The organism is Campylobacter majalis (assembly GCF_905120465.1).
Taxonomy (GTDB): Bacteria; Campylobacterota; Campylobacteria; order Campylobacterales; family Campylobacteraceae; genus Campylobacter_A; species Campylobacter_A majalis.
The window spans coordinates 21,980-40,991 of the sequence record NZ_CAJHOF010000006.1; the positions used below are offsets into that span (position 1 = coordinate 21,980).

A 19,012-nucleotide genomic window follows, 5' to 3' on the forward strand; every position below is an offset into this window, starting at 1 on the left:
CTTACGTTTTACTATTTTTGCGATTATGTGGTTTTGATTGCTTTTTGCCTTGCTTAAACTCTTTTTGAAATCTCTTTTTTTGATTAAAACCAATTTTCTCTATAAAAAGCTTACCGTTTAAATGGTCATTTTCATGCTGTAAAGCTATAGCCAAAAGCCCATTGGCTTGCATTTGGCATACATTGCCGTATCTGTCTTGATAGCTTATTTTCACATCTTTTGCACGTTTTACATCTTCGTAAAAATCAGGCACAGACAAACAGCCCTCTTGATACACGCACTCGCCGTTTAACTCTAAAAATTTTGGATTTATAATCTCAATTAGTTCATCTTTATCTTGTAATTGTTTTTCTTCATTAAATAAATTAATTATCAAAATTCTCTTTGCTATCCCTACTTGAATAGCGGCAAGTCCGATGCCATTTTTTGCTATCATGGTATCATACATATCATCTAATAATTTATGCAGTTTGTCATCAAATTCAGTTACTTCAGTTGAAATTTCGTATAGTTTTTTATTAGGGTAAGTTAAAATATCAAGTATCAAATATCACTCCAAAAATATAGGTTCGTCAAAATCCCCACTACCTAGTGCATCCAAAGCACCAGCTAAAACTTCCTCCATGCTTATTGCATTTTTATTTAACTGTGCAACAACCATACATAATTTAACGCTAGTTTGTCTTCCATTTATCTGATGTGTTGTGGCTTCAAACAATTTTAACATCCTATTACAAGCCTGTTTTGCACCGTCCATATCTGTATGTTTCATCACAACAACAAAATGCCCATCGCCATAATGTGCCACAACATCACTTCGTCTTGAAATTTTTAATAAAAACTGTGCTATGGCTTTAAATAACTCTGTTCTTTCCTTTAAATTTTCTATACCAAAAAGAACTTTTTCACTAACTTTCGTAATCAAAAAAGATGAACTATATCCGTAACGCTTGGCTGTTTCTAGTTCTGAATTCATGGTATTAATTAAAAATTTCTTATTATACACTTCATATGTAGCATCATATACAGTTAGCTCTTCAATGCTTTTAAACATCTTGCCTATCTCTTCGTAGTTAGTGCGTATAACTTCAACATGCTTGTCCATCAAGCCAACTAATTTAACCAAGTCAGTATTAAACGACGCTAGAACATTTTGCACCGCCAACAAATCACTATTTGAGCTAAGCGTATTTATGTGTTTTTTGGTAACACCTTTCATAAGTCCTAAATTTTTATATATCAAAGCGACGGCTTGCAACATACTTTTAATCTGCATAAACCCTTGTTTTATCTCTTTTTCGATAAAAATTGAGCTTTCTGACATCTTTGGACTAGATTTTTCGTAAAACGACAACGCACCTCCGAGCTTTTCTTTAAATTCATCCGTTCGCTCACCTAAAAGCTTCTCAAAATATATGGAGTAATTGCTAGGAATTGATGGGATATTATCTTGAGTAAGCTCTTTTAAAACACTCTCTGAAAATTGATATATATCAGCTTCTTCTTTTATTTTTTTACTTTGCTGATATTTTGGTGCGTTGTCTATTTTTAGCACGTTTTTGCCTCTTATTTAAAGCTTTTTTCTAAAACGTTGTCTATCAATCCATAATCTTTTGCTTCAACAGAGCTCATGAAATAATCACGCTCTGTGTCACGAACTATTTTTGATAGTTTTTGTCCTGTGTTTTTGGCTAAAGTCTGATTTAAAATATCTTTTAAGCGTAAAATTTCCTTAGCTTGTATCTCTATGTCGGTCGCTTGTCCCCTAGCTCCACCGAGCGGTTGATGTATCATAATGCGCGAATTTGTCAAAGCATATCGCTTACCCTTTGCTCCAGAACTAAGCAAAAATGCCCCCATTGATGCTGCTTGACCTATGCATATAGTGCAAACATCCGGCTTTATATAATTCATTGTATCATATATGCTAAATCCAGATGTAACCACTCCGCCCGGACTATTTATGTATAGATATATATCCTTTTCTGGATCTTCTGCTTCTAAAAATAAAAGCTGAGCAACGATAGAAGATGCCATGGCGTCTTCTATGCCACCACTTAGCATTATAATTCTATCTTTTAATAAACGAGAGTAGATATCATAGCTTCTCTCGCCTTTGCTTGTACGCTCTACTACAACTGGTACGTAATAGCTCATTATTCTGCCTTATCGCTTTCTGCTTTATCTTTTTTTGTTTTTTTATTGTCACTTGCAAACATTTCGTTAAACAGTTTTTCTTCTATCATCGACATTTTTATAGCAGGCAGCATTCCTTGTCTTTGGTAAAGCTCTAAGTGTGCTTTTGGATCTTGTCCCATTCTATAAGCTTCAAAATATACAGCCTGAACTACTTCTTGATCTGCCACGCTAACGCCTCTTACACGTGCTAACTCATCGATGATAAATGTAAGTCTAACACTATTTGTTGCATCTTTTCTATACTCTTCACGCTTGGCTCTTACAGCATCTTGATCTTCGCGTAATTTTTTAATTTCATCTTCGCTAAATGTATTCCATGCACCTTGAAACTGCATATCCATCTCTTGCTCTACTATGTTTTTTGGAACATCAAAGCCAAATTTCTCAACCGCAGCTTCAGCAAATTTTGGCTTTAGCTCTTCAGCAATTAGTTTAAATAGTTTTTCGTTTTTAAGCTGCTCTTTTATACGCTCTTCTAGTAGCTCTTCGGTTGGATTTTCTTCATTTGGTATGATTGATTTTAACATATCAGCGTCTAGTTTTTCTGGAATTTTTCTTGCTTGAATTTCATGTAGTTTTACTTTAAACACAGCCGGTTTTCCTGCTAAATTTTCAGCTCCGTAATTTTGCGGAAAAGTTACATTTATATCTTTTTCTTCGCCAATATTTAACCCTATCATACCATCTTCAAAACCTGGTATAAACTGACCTGAGCCAATTTCTAATAGGTAGTTTTCAGCCTTGCCACCATCAAATGCTACGCCATCTACAAAGCCTTCAAAATCAAATTTTGCAAAATCACCACTTGCCAATGCTCTGTTTTGCTCTATCTTTTCAAGTGGGGCTACCATTTTTAAAATTTCTTGTTTTTTCTCATCAATATCTTTTTTCATAACTCTTGGAGTTGAATACTCAGGGATTATACTTTCATATCCACTTATATCAACTTTTGGTTTAAATGACAGTGTAAATACAGCATCTATGCCATCATCATTTCTATCAAATTTATCAAAAAACGGTTCGCCTATTAAATCCTTTTGCTCTTTGTTTGATGACTTTAATGCTTCCTCTACGCTATTTCTTAATGCCTCTTGTTCGGCATCTGCTGTTAGCTCTTTTTCATATCTTTTTAAAACAACTGCAACTGGCACATGACCTTGACGAAAGCCATCTACTTTCATAGTTTTTGCTGCTTTTTTTGCTAGCTTGTCCAAACTAGCTTTAATTTGTTGATTATCTATCTTTGCGATTACTTCAATATTTACGCTATCGATAGCATTTGTAGTGATTGCCATTTCTTTCCTTTTTTAAACAAAAATTTGGTGCTTAATATAGCAAAATTTTCCTTATTAAATGTATAAATTAATAAATTTTGCATTCAAGGAGAGAATTTCTCCTTGATTTATAGGATCTCTTTTATCATAAGCTGCGGTGTCACAAGCCCTCTAAATGAGTTTTTGGATATCGAAAAAACTATATCTATACTCTCGCCTATTTTTACATGTCTAGTATGGTTAAAAAATAGAGCTTCTAGTATTTTATCATCTTTTTGCAATATCAATTTTAAGTGATTTTGATCTTTGCCGATTAGTTTTTCATTTTTTACAAAAACATTCTTTAAGCAAAAAATTGGTCTTGGATTTTTTTGCCCATATGGCTCATAAAATTCTAAAATTTCAAGCAGATCATAATCTATCTCATTGGCTTTTATTTCGCCCAAAAGCTCATCTGATATGCTATGCGTATGCAAATCCATCAAAAAACAACTCTTGTTTATTTCTAACTTAAATTCCTCTAAATTGCAAGGCTCACACACTAGCCCAGCCGCCCCCTTATGTCCGCCATAGCTAGACAATAAATGCTCTTGCTTTGCAATTAAAGAGAGTATATCTATCTTGCCTACGCTTCTAGCACTGCCTTTGGCTCTGTCCTTATCCACGCTAAAAACTATAGCTGGTTTTTTAAAGTGCTTAGCTAGACGTGATGCGACTATACCAATAACCCCCTCATGCCACTCTTCACCCCATTTTACTATTATGTGATCATCTTCACTTACATCTTTTAATGAGCTTTCAAAAAGATGACGCTCTTCTTCTTTTCTATCGTTATTAAACTCAACTATCATATCAAGATAATCAAATGCCTCGTTTATATCTTTTGAACGTAAAAAATTATATGAGTTTATAGCATCGTTCATCCGTCCAGCTGAGTTTATAAGTGGAGCGATTAAAAAGCTTATATCATCGCACTCAAAACGCTCTTTGCCATAAAAGTCCCTAATTGCCATAAATGCTTTTCTATCTGTTGAGTTTAACTTTGAAATTCCAAGTCTAACTAGTATGCGGTTCATATCTCGTAGCTCCATCATGTCAGCAATTATCGCAATTGACAATAGATCTAGAAATTTTGACATATCATACTCTATCTCACAAACCTCTTTTATCGCACCAACCAAATACCAAGCCACCTGAGCACCGCATATTTCGATATTTGGAAAACAACACGCATCTTGCTTTGGATTAATGATTGCGTAGGCATTTGGAAGAATGGGTGGCGGCATATGATGATCGGTTATAATTAAATCAATACCCTTTTTTATACACTCATCGGCAGCTTCGTTTGCACTTATGCCATTATCTACTGTAATGATAAGTGAAACGTCGCCTAGCTCATCTATTATCTCTGGATTTAATCCATATCCATCTTTAAAGCGATTTGGTATGCGAACACGGTAGTTTCTAACGCCTAAAAAATCAAAAAATTCCGCAAGTATTACACATGAGATCACGCCATCAACATCATAGTCTCCGACAATAACTATTTTTTCATTGCGATTAATCGCATCTTTTATACGATTTGCACCTTTGTATATATCTTTTAAGGCACAAGGCTTAGGAATTTCAGATAGTTTTTTATGCAAATCCTTGCTAAATCTATCTTGAAGTAAATTCCTGATCTCATCTTTGCCTAGCTTACTTAGATTTGGCATTTTTAATACTTGCGTCTATAAAGCCAAGAATTGTCGGATTAGGCTTAGTTAGACGGCTAGTAAATTCTGGATGAAACTGAACTCCAAGGAAAAATTTATGCTCTTTTAGTTCGATAGCCTCTATTAAATTACTGCTTGTTCCGCTTATAACAAGTCCAGATTTTTCATAATCACTTTTATATTTTGGATTTGCTTCAAATCTATGTCTGTGTCTTTCAGTTGCCGTTTTAGCACCACCATAAACACCAGCCAGTAAAGATTTTGGTTTTAGCTCACACTCATACGCACCAAGTCTCATAGTCCCACCAAGTGGGCTTTTATGAGTGCGGATTTGCTTTTCTCCATGAGCATCTATGAAGCTGTCTATTAGATAGATTATAGGGTTTTCACAGTTTGGCTCAAATTCTACTGAGTTGGCATTTGGTAGCTTTAACACATTTCTAGCAAACTCAATTAATGCAAGTTGCATACCAAGGCATATGCCAAGATAAGGCACATTATTTTCTCTAGCGTATTTTATCGCCATTATTTTGCCCTCTATCCCTCTTTCGCCAAATCCACCAGCCACAAGCACACCATCAACATCTTTTAAAATTTCATCAACATTTTCGCTATCAACTTTTTCACTATCGACCCATTTTAAATTTACCCTAGTGTCTAAATTTGCACCAGCATGAATAATACTCTCAGTCAAGCTTTTATAGCTCTCTTTTAAATCTATATATTTTCCAACAAAGGCTATTGTAGTCTCGCCAGTTGGAGCAATGATGCGTTTTACTAGGCTATCCCATGTCGCCATGTCTGGCTTTAGCTCATTAAGGGCTAAAATTTCAGCTATTGGTGTTAGAATGTCTTGTTTTAAGAATGAAAGTGGTATTTGATATATGCTTTGACTATCGGCACTTTCTATAACACAATTTTTCTCGACACCGCAACTTAATGCAATTTTATCTTTTAACTCACGATTTAGTGCCATTTCGCTACGACATATTATCATATCTGGGCTTATGCCTATACGACGAAGTTCGCCCACGCTATGCTGCGTTGGCTTAGTTTTTAACTCACCAGCCACTTTGATATATGGCACAAGCGTTAGATGAATAGTCATGGCATTTTTGCGTCCGACTTCTGTTCGCAACGCTCTAATGGCTTCTAAAAATGGCAATCCCTCTATATCGCCAACGGTGCCACCAATCTCGACTATAAGTATATCTTTGCCCTCTCCAGCACGTTTTATACGCTCAACTATCTCTCCAACAATATGCGGTATGACCTGAATAGTCTTACCAAGATAATCCCCTCTACGCTCTTTTTCAATTACCGAGCTATAAACTCGCCCTGTTGTGAAGTTATTATCTTGAGATAAACTCTCGTCTAAAAATCTCTCATAATGCCCTAAATCAAGATCCGTTTCCGCACCATCATCAGTAACAAACACCTCTCCATGCTCTAGCGGACTCATAGTCCCTGGATCTACGTTTATGTATGGATCAGCTTTTAAAATGCTGATTTTTAAACCTGAACTTTTTAAAAGTGTGCCTATACTCGCCGCCGCTATACCCTTGCCAAGTGAGCTTAAAACTCCACCTGTAACAAAAATGTATTTAGTCTGTTTTGACATCTTTTTCCTTATTTTTATTTTTAGATGGGCTGATTATATCTTTTTTATGATTAAAATTTTCTATGTTATGTATCTGTTTATATTTGATTTAGGCTACATCAAAAAGGTGGGTTATTAAAATTTTAACACCTATAATCATAAGTATTATACCGCCTAAAATCATAGCTTTTTTCTCTAAAATTTCACCAGCATATTTGCCGATATAACACCCTAAAACACAAAGAATAAAACAAACTACACCTATAATCACACAAGCGTTTAATATAGAAATTTCAGCAAAGCTAAACGTTACACCAACGGCAAGTGCGTCTATACTGGTAGCAAATGCACCTATTATTAGAGTTTTATTATCAAGTCTTACTAAGCACTCATCATCTTTTATCTCATCACTTTGTCTTATCATTTTTATGCCTAAAAATACGAGTATTACAAAGGCTATAAAATGATCTATATCACTGATAAAATCAACAAAACTAATCCCCAAAATATAGCCTAAAAATGGCATAATTGCCTGAAAAAAACTAAACATAAATGCCATTTTCATGACTTCAAATGTTTTTAAATCCTTACAATTTGCCCCATTTGCAAGACTTAATGCCACGCTATCCATAGCCAAAGCAAATGCTAAAAAATATATATCCAAAACAAGCTCCTTTAAAATCGAAATTGTATCAAAATTTTAAATATTAATTAGACATTTGCAAATTTTAGATAAATTTGAAAACTCAAAACAAAGGACAAAATATGAAAAAATTACTACTATTTTTAAGTGTTATCGTAGCACTAAATTTACACGCTTTTGACTTAAACAAGGTCATAAACAAAGCACAAGAGATAAGTTCAAGCTCAAACTCAGGAGATTATAAAAGCCTGTTAAACAAAGCATTACAAAGTGCGGTTGATGATTTAAGCAAAAATGGCTATTTAAACAACGCTGTTGCCGAAATCGAACTACCAGCCACACTAAAAACAGCAGCAAATTTAGCAAGTAAAGTGGGTGGTGAAAAATACGCAACCGAGCTAACTAAATCAATAAATGAAGCCGCTACAAAAGCTGTTGGCGGAGCAAGTAAGGTATTTGCACAAACCATATCAAACATGAGCGAAGATGATATAAAAAGCCTATTTTCAAGCTCTGATAATGCCCTAACAAACTACCTACAAACCCATGCAAATGATGAATTATCTGCCGTTTTTAAGCCAATCATTGAAGAGATGATGAGCAAAAATAGCTTTGCAACAGCATACAACACTCTAAACTCATATGTTAAAGACAATGCCTTAACAAAAAGCCAAGTAGCTACAAATTTAAAAGACATAGCTTCAAATTTAGGACTATCTGATGGAGCAAATGATGGTGATTTAAACGATTATATAACTAGAAAAAGTTTAGATGGGCTGTTTAATCTAATGAGCGAAAAAGAGAGTAACTTAAGAAATACTTCAGTAAAAAGTATAATTAATAAATTTAAATAATTAAACAAAATTAAACTTGGCTTTATCAAAAATAAAGCCAAGCACTTTAAATCTATCTAGCGTAAGAGAAAATTTCAGCTATTGCGTCATTTGTATATATGTCGCTCATGCCCCAATCTTTTGAGTGGTGATTTGCAACTTCAATTATTTCAGTTAAAATTTTATCATCTATGTTTAATTGCTTTAAAGTAGTAGGGGTATTTACCTTATCAAACCATGCTTTTAATGCCTCTATACCCTCATCCGCGGTTTTTAATCCAAAAATTTCACGTGCAAATCTCTCAAACGCAGTCTTATTTTTATCTTTATACCACTTCATCCATGCTGGAATAACCACACTAAGTCCAGCACCATGAGGGCAATCAGTCACGGCAGACATAGCATGCTCTATCATATGATTTGGATACGAGTATCCTTCTACGCCAAGATACGTAAAGCCATTAAGTGCCATAGTTGCAGCCCATGCAAACTCAGCTCTTGCGTCATAGTCATCAGGATTTGCTAGTAAAATTTCTGTCGTTTTTATAACCATTTTTATATTAGCTTCAATCTGCATTCTAATTAACTCTGGATGATAACTCGCCGTAAAATAACCCTCAATCGAGTGAGCTATAATATCACTCGCACTATAAACTAGATATTCAGGCGTTACTGTAGCTTGAAGCTCCGGATTTATCACAGATACTTTTGGAAACAAGCACTGTGCTTGAATGGCATATTTTTGCTTGGTTTGCTCATTTGTCACAACTCCGCCAGTATTCATCTCAGAACCAGTTGCCGCAAGTGTTATAATGTCAAAAATTTTAAGTGCTTTATTAGGCTCTTTACCTGTAAAAAAGTCCCAAACATCGCCGTCATAACATGCACCAGCCGCTATGGCTTTGGCACTATCTAACACAGAGCCACCGCCAACAGCCAAAATGCTATCCGCACCAAAATCTTTTGCAATTTTTATAACCTCATTTACTTTGCTTAAAACAGGATTTGACTTTACTCCGCCAACCTCTACAAACTCAATACCATGTGCCTTTAAATCATCAGTAGCTACACCCAGCAAACCACTGTGTCTAACACGCTCTGAGCCATATAAAACAACTGCTTTTTTGGCTTCAAACTCGCTCATATATTTGCCTATTTCTTTTTCTTTACCTCTGCCAAACTCAATCCTAACCGGATTTACAAAACTAAAATTTCTCATCTTTTCTCCTTAAATAAAGTTGTAATTATACAGTTAAAATTTTAACTTAAATTTTATAATTTTAAAACAAAAAATATTTAAAACACAAGCAATCGCCATAAATTAAATCAAGTTAAGTATTGATTAAGCAAAATATTATACTATAGCGATTTCAAAATAAAGGACAAATATGAAAAATTTTACAATATCAATACTATTTTTTAGTGCATTTTTAACACAAATTTTTGCTTTTAATACCAAACAAACTCAAACAACAATGCAAAATGCTGATATCATAAACAACCAAAATATCACAGTAATCATACAAAACCAAACACAAAAAGCACCATGCAAAAAAGCACTCAAAAAACAAATAAAAAACAACATATGTTTGATCCACGAAATTTAGATGAGTATCAATCAACCTATGACTACAACAAAATGTTGCAAAGCCAATCTCTTGAGTGTGAAGAATACACGCATGATACTCGCACAAGAAGCCAAAAGAATCAAGATCGTATTGATGATTTGTTTTACGATGTATTTAGAGATTTTTTAAAATAAAATTATTTGGCGTAATTTTAACCCAAATCAAACAAAATAGGCTTTCTTAAAGAGTGCTAAAGCGATTTTATTGATGCTATTTTCAGCAACAAACAAAGCGAAGTTCTTCATAGGGATAGCGACTTAAGCTATCATCTTGTAACGAGCGAAGCGAAGTTAAAAACCAAACCATCAAAAACACACCCATCATTTAAGAATTCCCAAAACAAATTTAAAGAATTTTAAAACTTTATTTCAAGAAACATTTTCGCAAAGCAAAAAATGTTTCTGTGAAACGGCAGAAAATATATCAATGAAATTGAGAGTTTTTGTGTTTTTGCAAAGTATAGATTAAACAAATTTAAAGGCATAAAAAAGATAACTTTTGTCGCACTTAAAATAGTGTGAGTTTAGATTTAAAACTTGCAAAAATCTCTATCAAATTTCACTGATAATACTGCATTCAAAGACAAAAAAGCAAAATTTAATGCCCTAAATTGATATTGTTTAGCCTATCACAATAAGTTTAATGCTTGAATTTTATAATCCTGCCGCACTTAGGGCTTGAGCTTGTGCATTTGCTATAAGCGGATCTATAATCTCATCAAATAATCCAGCAGCCATTATGGCTTCAAGCCTATAAAGTGTAAGATTTATGCGGTGATCACTTATGCGATTTTGTGGGAAATTATACGTTCTTATGCGACCACTTCTATCGCCAGTCCCTACTTGTTGTTTTCTCTCACTCATCTCTTTTTCTAATCTCTCAGCCTCTTGCATCTCATAAAGTCTTGCTTTTAACACCTTCATTGCGGCTTCTTTATTTTTGTGTTGAGACTTACCATCTTGATTGGTGACAACTAAACCCGTTGGTATATGAGTAATACGTACGGCACTATCGGTTGTATTTACACTCTGTCCGCCATGCCCTGAGCTACGCATAACATCTATTCGTAAATCATTTGGATTAATCTGTATCTCGCTATCTTGCACCTCTGGCATGATGGCCACGGTTACTGCAGAAGTATGAACTCTGCCTTGACTTTCAGTTTCAGGTACGCGCTGAACTCTATGAGTGCCACCTTCAAATTTTAATCGTGAGTATGCACCCTGCCCCTTAATAAGCAAAATAACCTCTTTAAAACCACCAACACTTCCTTCGCTTTGACTTACTATCTCAAATTTATACCCTCTAGCCTCTGCATATCTAATATATGCATTAAACAAATCCCCAACAAAAAGTGCAGCCTCGTCACCACCGGTGCCTGCACGTATCTCTAAAAATATGTTTTTATCGTCGTTTGGATCTTTTGGCAATAGTAAAATTTTGATCTCATTTTCAAGCTCAACTATCCTATTTTGAGCGTTTTTTAGCTCATCTTTAGCTAATTCGCCAAGTTCAGCATCATCTAAGAGAAGCTTGTTTTCTTCGATGTCATCTAAAGTTTTTAGATATTCACTTGCCGCATTTTTTATATCTTGTATGGACGACTGCTCTTTTGAGAGTTTAGTCATTCTATCAATGTCATTTATGATATCTGGATCGCTAAGTAATGCAGTTATCTCGTTATAGCGATCCAAAAATGGGCGAAGTTTATCACGAAGCATTTATAATTATGCAGATTTTAGAGTATTTACTAATTTTGCTAGGCGGCTTACACGACGTGAAGCTGTTTGTTTCTTTAAAAAGCCTTTATTTACGAAGCTATGAAAGCTCTTATTGGCTAGTTTTAGTGCTTCTGTTGCTTTGTCTAAGTCTTTAGCCTCTACCGCAACTAAAACACCTTTTGTGATATTTTTAAGTCTAGTACGATAAAATCTATTTCTTTCCGTTCTTTTAATAGTTTGCCTTGCTCTTTTTTCAGCAGATTTGTGATTTGCCATAATTTGCCCTTGTTAATGTGAATTTAAATTGCCGATTTTACTAAAAATATATTTAAACGATACTTAATATAAGCAAAATTTAAAGCACACACTTCAAGTTGAGTAAAATTTCAATATAAATTTGGTAAAATATGCCAAAAGGATAGATGTATGAAATTTCATAGTTTTCAAAAAACAAAAACATTAAGCATAGCAAATTATCTCTCACTTAGCAACAAAGAGTTAGCCAAGAAACTAAGCGAATGTGAATACCGCTATATATCGTGCATAAATGATAGTTTTTTAGATAATGAGAATTTTATAAAATGTGAAATAGGTAGTATTAGTTATGTTTTGGCACTTATTTGCAAATACAAAGGTGTAAAAAATGAGTATTTTAACGACCTTGATGAGGGCTATTTAAGCGGAGAGTGCAGCGTTGGCGAGGAGGAATTTGAAGAACTAAATGAATGGCTAAGTGACGCAAAACAAATCATTATAGACAGCTCATTTTTTACCCATAAAGATAGCAAAAACATAATGAAATTTCTTGAAATTTTAAATATGAATATTGTTGTGGCTGATGAGAATATCCAACAAATACAAACAGATTACGAGCTTAGCGAACTTGACGAGCTTGATGTATATGATGGAGCTGTAATTTATCAAGTAAAAAGCGATAAAAGATATATAAAAGGTGGAGTCAGTTTTGCAACTGTTGCCAAAGTAAAAGATGGCGACAAAATCGTGCTTGAAGGCGATGGCTTTTCTTATTTAGGCATATTTAAATTAGATGTTAATACTCATTCAACAATAGCATTTGTTGGCGTTGGCAAAAAAAGTGGCTATGATTTTAAATTAGTAAAGGTTAGCAAGGCTTGAAATTCTTTAAATATTTAGCAGTATTTCCGATTTTTTTGTTTGGCTTTAGTCTCAGTATTAATAGCGGCATAGAAAATCAAAAACCATATAGTGTTATAGAGCTATCCGATGAAAGAGAATTTGAATGTATAGAACAAATTTTAGCATACAATACAAAAAGATATGCTTGCATGCTAGACGATGATGGTATTGTAGATATTCAAGATGTCGATTTAGCACTAATGGATATAAGATACAAAAAAGAAGGCGATAAACTATTTATCGTAGTGCTTCCTAAAACAAACTCAAGACTTTTTAACACAAGTGCTAAACTTCATGAAAACGAAGCAGTATCGCTAAACAAAAACCAAAAATCAACAAAATTTAGCATATTAATCGATCCCAATTTAAGCGAATTTGATCCAAAAACTCCAAATGGTATAAATTTTTCTCCATCTTTTCCTGATATGCTGTTGCCTAATATTGGAGCATTAGATTTTAGCAAAACCCCACTTGAAGGCATGGATAGCAATGACATAGACATATATATAGGCATTAAAAAGTCATACGATGCTCATATGTATAATAAAGTTATAAGCGATACTCAAACAGCCATACAACGCCATCAAAATAGTATATTTTTAGGCGATTTTTTACTATATAGACTTCGTGCAATGGATAAAATTTTTGATACACAAAACGAATATGAAGGGTTGCAACCATCAAACATAATTGATGAAGGCAAGGCGTGGATGAGACGCTTTACATCTGATGAAAATTATCCAGAAGTGCTATATATGCTAGCTAGAGCTTATATAAAAGAAGCTGTTTTAAGTGATGCAAAATACATGATTGATATACTCATGAGCGAACATAAAAGCTCAAAATTTACATCACTTGCCACACTAGAATATGCTGATCAATTATATAAAAATGGACGAAGCAAAGAGGCAGTTAAACTGTATGAAGATATTTTATATTTTACTGATGACTTAGATGTTGCCAGTCGTGCAGCACTCTCGTTGGCTAATTCAAACATAGAAAAAGATAGTATGCAAGAGGCTAAAAAATACGTAAATAAAATTTTAGATGCAAATGCCAACTATTTTTTAAACGATAGGCTAAAAGCTATGGATTTAGCAAGTCAATTTTTATCTCAAAATATGCCAGATGTAGCCGCTAAAATATACCAAATATTAACAGATAATAGCAGCAAAAGAGATGAGCATTACGAAGCAGCACTTAAAAATTTAGGCATATCCTTGGCTAAAGCAAATCAAGTGCAAAGTGCATACGAAGCACTCACACGCTATCAAGATGAATATAAATACGGAGAATATACTAGCGAGGTAGAGAGTGCAAAAGATGCGTTATTTTTTGAGCTTAATGAGAATAATTCAACAAAATTACACGAACACTATCAGGCTTTAATGAGTCGCTATGAGCGTGGCGATATCGGCGTAAAAGCACTCATATCTGAACTTGAACTAAACAATAGTGAAAGAAAATTTCAAGAAACACTAAGCTACACAGATATAATAAAAGATCTAAATCAAACCAAAGGTCTAGCACTTCTTGGACAAGCAGCACTTGAACTATCTAAAGAGGCAATTAGAAAAAATGACTGTCAAAGCGTAATAAATTTAATAGAACACTATGATTTTAATCGCCTAGAATTAGCACAATTTAAACTATTTGATTGCTATATAAGAACAGCCAGATACAAAGATGGTCTAAATTTAGCAAGTAGCCACATATACACAAATGATATGCTAGATAAAACTGAATGGTTGGTAAATTTAGCTCATGCGGCATATTTAAATCAAGATTACGAAAGCAGCATAAAAGCGTCAAATGATGCCCTTGCAGTCGGTTCCACTACAGAGCATGCCGATCCAACTCCAGCGTTATTTTACAGGTTTTATTCACTTTTAAAGTTAGATAGATTTAGTGAAGCCATGGCTACACTAAACGCCACAAAGGATTTAAGAGGCTATGATTTTAAGCTTATTGAAGCTTATGATGAGTTAGCAAGATACTCTTTTGGCAAGAATGATTTTGCAAATGCTTCAATTTATGCCAAAAAGGCACTTGATTTGCAAAATGGCGTTAGAATTAACACATTTACTCCTAGTCTAAATTTCATATATGCCGCTTCTTCACTCAAACTTGACAACGTAGCACAAGCCTTAGATGAAGCAAAATACATCCTAACATTAAAATTAAAACCAGAAGAGCGAAGCCGTGCCTTAAGCTTAATAAGCGACATTTATATACAGCTAAAACGCAATGATTTAGCAAGGCTACATTTAGACGAGTGTGTAAGTTCAAACATTAAAAATTCCTACACTTCACTTTGCGAAGCACAGCTTTGGTTAATTCAGTAATACAAATTATAATTTCGTGTTAAAAATGTAATTTTTACATTACACATTTATAAAATTACAAAACTAAAACGAATAAAATTTATAAAATTTAGTTTTTTTATTTACACTTAATTTAATTTCAGAATTCTTTTGTTAAAATCTAGCAACTCAATTTTTAAGAAAGGCCACAAATGGCAAAAAAACATAGGTTTGTTATCTGCAACCCAGAACTTTGTATCGGTTGTAAAGCCTGTGAAAAGGCTTGTGTAAAGAGTGCTTATGCAAGAGGACGATTAAATAAAACTCGTCTAAATGTCTTAGCTCTCGAGACTGGCAAAATGCCAAATCAATGTCGCCAGTGTGATGATTCACCCTGTGCCAACGTCTGTCCTACATCTGCATTGATATTTTCAAAAGACTCTTATATCGAGTTTAGAGAAAGCATCTGTATAGGCTGTAAGCTCTGCTCTATTGCCTGTCCGTATGGTGCTATACATATGAATGCTGAAAGCATACCTTCTATAAAAGTCGATGAAGATGACTATAAAGTTGGCTGTGCCAAGGGACGCAAATCAGTAGCCATGAAATGTGATTTATGTGCTGGACGAGAAGGTGTGCAAGCCTGTATCGACTCATGTCCTAAGGGTGCATTGCTATTAATTGATCCTATAAATGAAAATCATGTTTATGGCAAAAAATTAAAGGGTGATCAAAGTAGATTTATAGCCAATGTGCTAGGTCGCGAATATGTAGAGCCCACAAAAGAACCAGAAACAACAAAGACTGAGCCTAAAGAGCAAGTAAGCGAACAAGCTCCAACAAGCGAAGCTAAAACTCAAGCAAAAACAGAAACAAAAGAGCAAACACCAGATGCTCAGTCTAAAACTCAAACAGATGCTCCAACATCTGAGCCAAAAACAACACAAGCTACACAGTCAGAAGAAACACCTGTAAAAACACAAGCCCAAACGGCAAAGCCAGAACCTGAAGTAAAAGCAAAAGACGCTAAAAAGGGCAAGGCTTCACAAAATACAGGCAAGGAGGCATAAGATGGCGATTATATTTACGCTATTTTTCGTTTTAAGCATAGCTAGTTTATTTATATATAGAAACAAAAAACTCGCTTTAAGTATTGGATTTGGTGGCGGTGCTGCTACTTGTTTGATTTCTGCTTGGTATTTTTTATCAAATATGTACAACACAAACACATTTGAGCTATTTGGAAATTTCTTACAAGATCCGTATTTTACAGCTTCAACTTTAGAAAATTTCTTCTGCTTTATCATATCAACTATCGGATTTTTTGCTGGTATTTACTCTATCGGATATGTTAAAGACTCTAAATTAAACTTAGGAGCATTTGCTGCTATTTATAACTCATTCATACTATCGATGCTTATGGTGATGACAGCCACTGATATGTTTGCATTTATCCTTTTATGGGAGATTATGACACTTGTATCAGGACTATTTATCTATATGAATGATCACGAAGATAAAAACGCACTATCAGCTACTATGATATATCTAGGATTTTCACAAATTGGTGCATTTTGTATAGTTGTAGCATTTGTGATTATGAGTGCGGCTAGTGGTGGTAGTTATGAATTTTTGGACTTTAAAGGTCTTGAGTTTTCACCTGCTATGAACTTAACGCTACTTGTGCTATTATTTATTGGTTTTGGAAACAAAGCTGGTGTATGGCCTTTGCACGTATGGTTAGCAGTGGCTCACCCTTGTGCCCCTTCAAATGCTTCAGCCATGATGAGTGGTATTATGACAAAAGTTGCACTATTTGGACTTATAAAATTCAGCCTATTGCTAGACATTACAACAACGTTTGCTTATATAGTTATGTTTTGCGGTGCAGCAAGTGCTTTATTTGGTATATTGTATGCGGCGGTAGATAATGACTATAAACGAACAATCGCATATAGTTCGGTAGAAAATATCGGCATCATTACAACAGCACTTGGCGTTGGATATTATGGCCTAGCAACAGAAAGTAACTTTATAGCAATCATCGGCTTTATAGCGGCATTTTTCCATATCATAAATCACGCTACATTTAAATCGATGCTGTTTTTTGCCTCAGGTGCCGTTACAAATGCAACTCACACAAGAGAACTAAATATTTTAGGTGGCTTACATCAAAAAATGCCTTATACTTCATATGCATTTATGATAGGCTCAATTGCTATTTGTGCTATCCCACCTCTAAATGGCTTTATGAGTGAGTGGGTGCTTTATCAAAGCTTTATAGCAACAGCTGGCGAAGCTGGTGCAATGGCTAAGCTCATGCTAGTAATTGCTATGCTTTGTATAGGTTTAGCTGGTGCATTGGCCATCATGACATTTGTTAAAGTTTATTCAGCTATATTCTTAGGTAAACCACGCGACACTAAGATATACGAACACGCAAAAGAAGGAAGCTTGCCGATGCTATTTACTACATCAACTCTAGCTGTTTTTTGTGTGATTTTAGGTCTATTTAGTGCAACTGTGATCGCAAATTTAGCCAAAGTTACTTCGACAATTTTTGGTCTAAATCTAGAAATTTCAAATCTAAACATAGTAAAAACCCCATCAGTTTTATTTGTGCTTGTTGCTTTGGCAGTTATTGCATTTATAATACTTAAAATTTTTAAAGCAAACAACTCAAAAGTTCGTCTTACTGAGCCATGGGCTAGTGGTTTTAAATGGGATGCAAATATGCAAATAGCTTCTCAGTCATTTGCAGGAGATTTAAGAAAAGTGCTTAAATTTTTCTACCGCAATAAGCCAACCGTAGTAGCTAAAAACTACTTTGATAAGGTTGAGTATTCAAACAAACCAAAAGAGATATGGTGGATATGGCTATATGAACCAGTTGTAAATTGGTGTGTAAAATTTGCCGATAAAATAGGCATAGTGCAAAATGGTAAATCAAACATCTATGCACTTTATATCTTAATCTATCTATTTGTATGCTTTGCAGCTGCATACTATATATACTAAGGAGCAAAAGATGATGAGTTTTACTTTGATGGTTTTACAGCTTTTAGCACTTCTTGCTATCGCTCCTTTGTTTGATGGAATTGCTAGAAAACTAAGAGCAAAGTATCAAGCACGTCATGGTGTGCCGATCATGCAGACATACTATGATATGTATAAGCTAATATCACGTGGTAGAGTTATGCCAACTCATGCCAATCCGTTATATAAATATGTGCCTTTTATTTTAGTGGCTACATCGGCTGCTATGTTTTGTGCGTTGCCTATAATGTACGCGGGGACTGAAAGCATAGGCTATAGCGATGTGTTTGTATTGCTTTATCTTGGTGCGTTTTTTAAATTTGTCTATTCAGCAGCAGCAGTTGATAGTGCAAACCCATTTGCAGGTGTAAGTGCTAGTCGTGAAACCATGCTTGGCGTTTATGTTGAGCCTATCATCATGCTTAGTCTTTGTGTTGTTGTATTTTCATTTGGCACTAGCTCAATGCCTGAAATTAAAAATTTCATAAATGAAGGTGGCTATGTAAAGCCAAGCATTGTGGTTGCTGGTATAGCGTTTTTATGGGCTATGTATGTTGAGACTGGTAGAAAACCTTACGATTTAGCTGAAGCAGAGCAAGAGCTTCAAGAGGGTCTATTAAGCGAGTATAGCGGACGTGATTTAGCACTTATTCAAACTTCTCTTTTGCTAAAGCAATTTAGTATGCTAGGATTTTTCTTGCTTTTATTTATTCCTAGCTGTGGCAATGCAGTGTTTGATTTAGTGTTATTTATCGCACTAGCTGGGGCTTTGTATATTTTGGCTATATTTATAGATAACTTCTCTCCAAGATATAAAATGATCTCAAGCCTTAAAACAAACGTGCTTACGCCAACACTTATAGCGGCTCTTGGCGCTGTTTTATACATACTTGGAGTTTAAT

18 protein-coding genes are annotated in these 19,012 nt (G+C 34.6%); 8 read left to right on the forward strand and 10 right to left on the reverse strand.

Annotated elements, in window-relative coordinates:
• Position 1 precedes the first annotated feature (1 nt).
• From def to LQU93_RS04155, 7 genes are all read right to left on the reverse strand, one after another.
• A complete protein-coding gene (def, locus tag LQU93_RS04125; RefSeq protein ID WP_229932625.1) occupies positions 2 to 547 on the reverse strand; it encodes a peptide deformylase in 546 nt (181 codons plus the stop codon).
• A 3-nt stretch (positions 548 to 550) separates the two neighbouring features.
• Positions 551 to 1,555, reverse strand: a complete 1,005-nt coding sequence (locus LQU93_RS04130) for a GGDEF domain-containing protein (RefSeq protein ID WP_229932626.1) — start codon at positions 1,553 to 1,555, stop codon at positions 551 to 553.
• Positions 1,556 to 1,566: 11 nt separating this feature from the next.
• The gene (gene clpP / locus LQU93_RS04135) at positions 1,567 to 2,157 is read right to left on the reverse strand and encodes an ATP-dependent Clp endopeptidase proteolytic subunit ClpP (protein WP_229932627.1); all 591 of its coding nucleotides are present in this window, start codon (positions 2,155 to 2,157) and stop codon (positions 1,567 to 1,569) included.
• Positions 2,157 to 3,494, reverse strand: a complete 1,338-nt coding sequence (gene tig / locus LQU93_RS04140; protein WP_229932628.1) for a trigger factor — start codon at positions 3,492 to 3,494, stop codon at positions 2,157 to 2,159. Before tig ends, clpP begins: the two co-directional genes overlap by 1 nt.
• Before the next feature lie 107 nt (positions 3,495 to 3,601).
• On the reverse strand, positions 3,602 to 5,188 hold the full coding sequence (gene recJ, locus LQU93_RS04145) for a single-stranded-DNA-specific exonuclease RecJ (RefSeq protein WP_229932629.1): 1,587 nt from the start codon (positions 5,186 to 5,188) through the stop codon (positions 3,602 to 3,604).
• Entirely contained in the window at positions 5,172 to 6,809 is a 1,638-nt protein-coding gene (locus tag LQU93_RS04150) for a CTP synthase (RefSeq protein ID WP_229932630.1), read from the reverse strand. The genes recJ and LQU93_RS04150 overlap by 17 nt, the downstream gene beginning before the upstream one ends.
• Before the next feature lie 88 nt (positions 6,810 to 6,897).
• Positions 6,898 to 7,452: a manganese efflux pump MntP gene (locus LQU93_RS04155; RefSeq protein ID WP_229932631.1), complete on the reverse strand. Its 555-nt coding sequence runs from the start codon at positions 7,450 to 7,452 to the stop codon at positions 6,898 to 6,900.
• 101 nt (positions 7,453 to 7,553) lie between these two features.
• Here LQU93_RS04155 and LQU93_RS04160 point away from each other — a divergent pair, with 101 nt between their 5' ends.
• On the forward strand, positions 7,554 to 8,285 hold the full coding sequence (locus LQU93_RS04160; RefSeq protein WP_229932632.1) for a DUF4197 domain-containing protein: 732 nt from the start codon (positions 7,554 to 7,556) through the stop codon (positions 8,283 to 8,285).
• Between the two features lie 52 nt (positions 8,286 to 8,337).
• On the opposite strand, the gene LQU93_RS04165 is transcribed toward LQU93_RS04160, so the two are convergent.
• Positions 8,338 to 9,483 carry an iron-containing alcohol dehydrogenase gene (locus LQU93_RS04165; RefSeq protein WP_229932633.1) on the reverse strand — a complete coding sequence of 382 codons (1,146 nt, stop codon included), beginning with the start codon at positions 9,481 to 9,483 and terminating at the stop codon, positions 8,338 to 8,340.
• 169 nt (positions 9,484 to 9,652) lie between these two features.
• On the opposite strand from LQU93_RS04165, the gene LQU93_RS04170 reads away from it, so the two are divergent.
• Together LQU93_RS04170 and LQU93_RS04175 are read left to right on the forward strand one after the other, a co-directional pair.
• Complete coding sequence (locus LQU93_RS04170; RefSeq protein ID WP_229932634.1) at positions 9,653 to 9,871, forward strand: hypothetical protein; 219 nt, start codon at positions 9,653 to 9,655, stop codon at positions 9,869 to 9,871.
• Complete coding sequence (locus tag LQU93_RS04175) at positions 9,850 to 10,026, forward strand: hypothetical protein (protein ID WP_229932635.1); 177 nt, start codon at positions 9,850 to 9,852, stop codon at positions 10,024 to 10,026. Before LQU93_RS04170 ends, LQU93_RS04175 begins: the two co-directional genes overlap by 22 nt.
• A gap of 519 nt (positions 10,027 to 10,545) precedes the next feature.
• Here the strand turns inward: LQU93_RS04175 and prfA are convergent.
• Positions 10,546 to 11,613, reverse strand: coding sequence for a peptide chain release factor 1 (prfA, locus tag LQU93_RS04180; RefSeq protein WP_229932636.1), 1,068 nt, complete (start codon positions 11,611 to 11,613; stop codon positions 10,546 to 10,548).
• Positions 11,614 to 11,619: 6 nt separating this feature from the next.
• Complete coding sequence (gene rpsT / locus LQU93_RS04185; protein WP_229932637.1) at positions 11,620 to 11,889, reverse strand: 30S ribosomal protein S20; 270 nt, start codon at positions 11,887 to 11,889, stop codon at positions 11,620 to 11,622.
• 150 nt (positions 11,890 to 12,039) lie between these two features.
• Between rpsT and LQU93_RS04190 the strand changes: the two genes are divergently transcribed.
• From LQU93_RS04190 to LQU93_RS04210, 5 genes are all read left to right on the forward strand, one after another.
• Positions 12,040 to 12,750: a hypothetical protein gene (locus LQU93_RS04190; RefSeq protein WP_229932638.1), complete on the forward strand. Its 711-nt coding sequence runs from the start codon at positions 12,040 to 12,042 to the stop codon at positions 12,748 to 12,750.
• On the forward strand, positions 12,747 to 15,116 hold the full coding sequence (locus tag LQU93_RS04195; protein ID WP_229932639.1) for a tetratricopeptide repeat protein: 2,370 nt from the start codon (positions 12,747 to 12,749) through the stop codon (positions 15,114 to 15,116). Before LQU93_RS04190 ends, LQU93_RS04195 begins: the two co-directional genes overlap by 4 nt.
• Positions 15,117 to 15,286: 170 nt before the next feature.
• On the forward strand, positions 15,287 to 16,144 hold the full coding sequence (locus tag LQU93_RS04200; RefSeq protein WP_229932640.1) for a 4Fe-4S dicluster domain-containing protein: 858 nt from the start codon (positions 15,287 to 15,289) through the stop codon (positions 16,142 to 16,144).
• 1 nt (position 16,145) lies between these two features.
• On the forward strand, positions 16,146 to 18,092 hold the full coding sequence (locus tag LQU93_RS04205) for a proton-conducting transporter transmembrane domain-containing protein (RefSeq protein ID WP_229932641.1): 1,947 nt from the start codon (positions 16,146 to 16,148) through the stop codon (positions 18,090 to 18,092).
• A 10-nt stretch (positions 18,093 to 18,102) separates the two neighbouring features.
• The gene (locus tag LQU93_RS04210) at positions 18,103 to 19,011 is read left to right on the forward strand and encodes a respiratory chain complex I subunit 1 family protein (RefSeq protein WP_229932642.1); all 909 of its coding nucleotides are present in this window, start codon (positions 18,103 to 18,105) and stop codon (positions 19,009 to 19,011) included.
• Position 19,012: the final 1 nt, after the last annotated feature.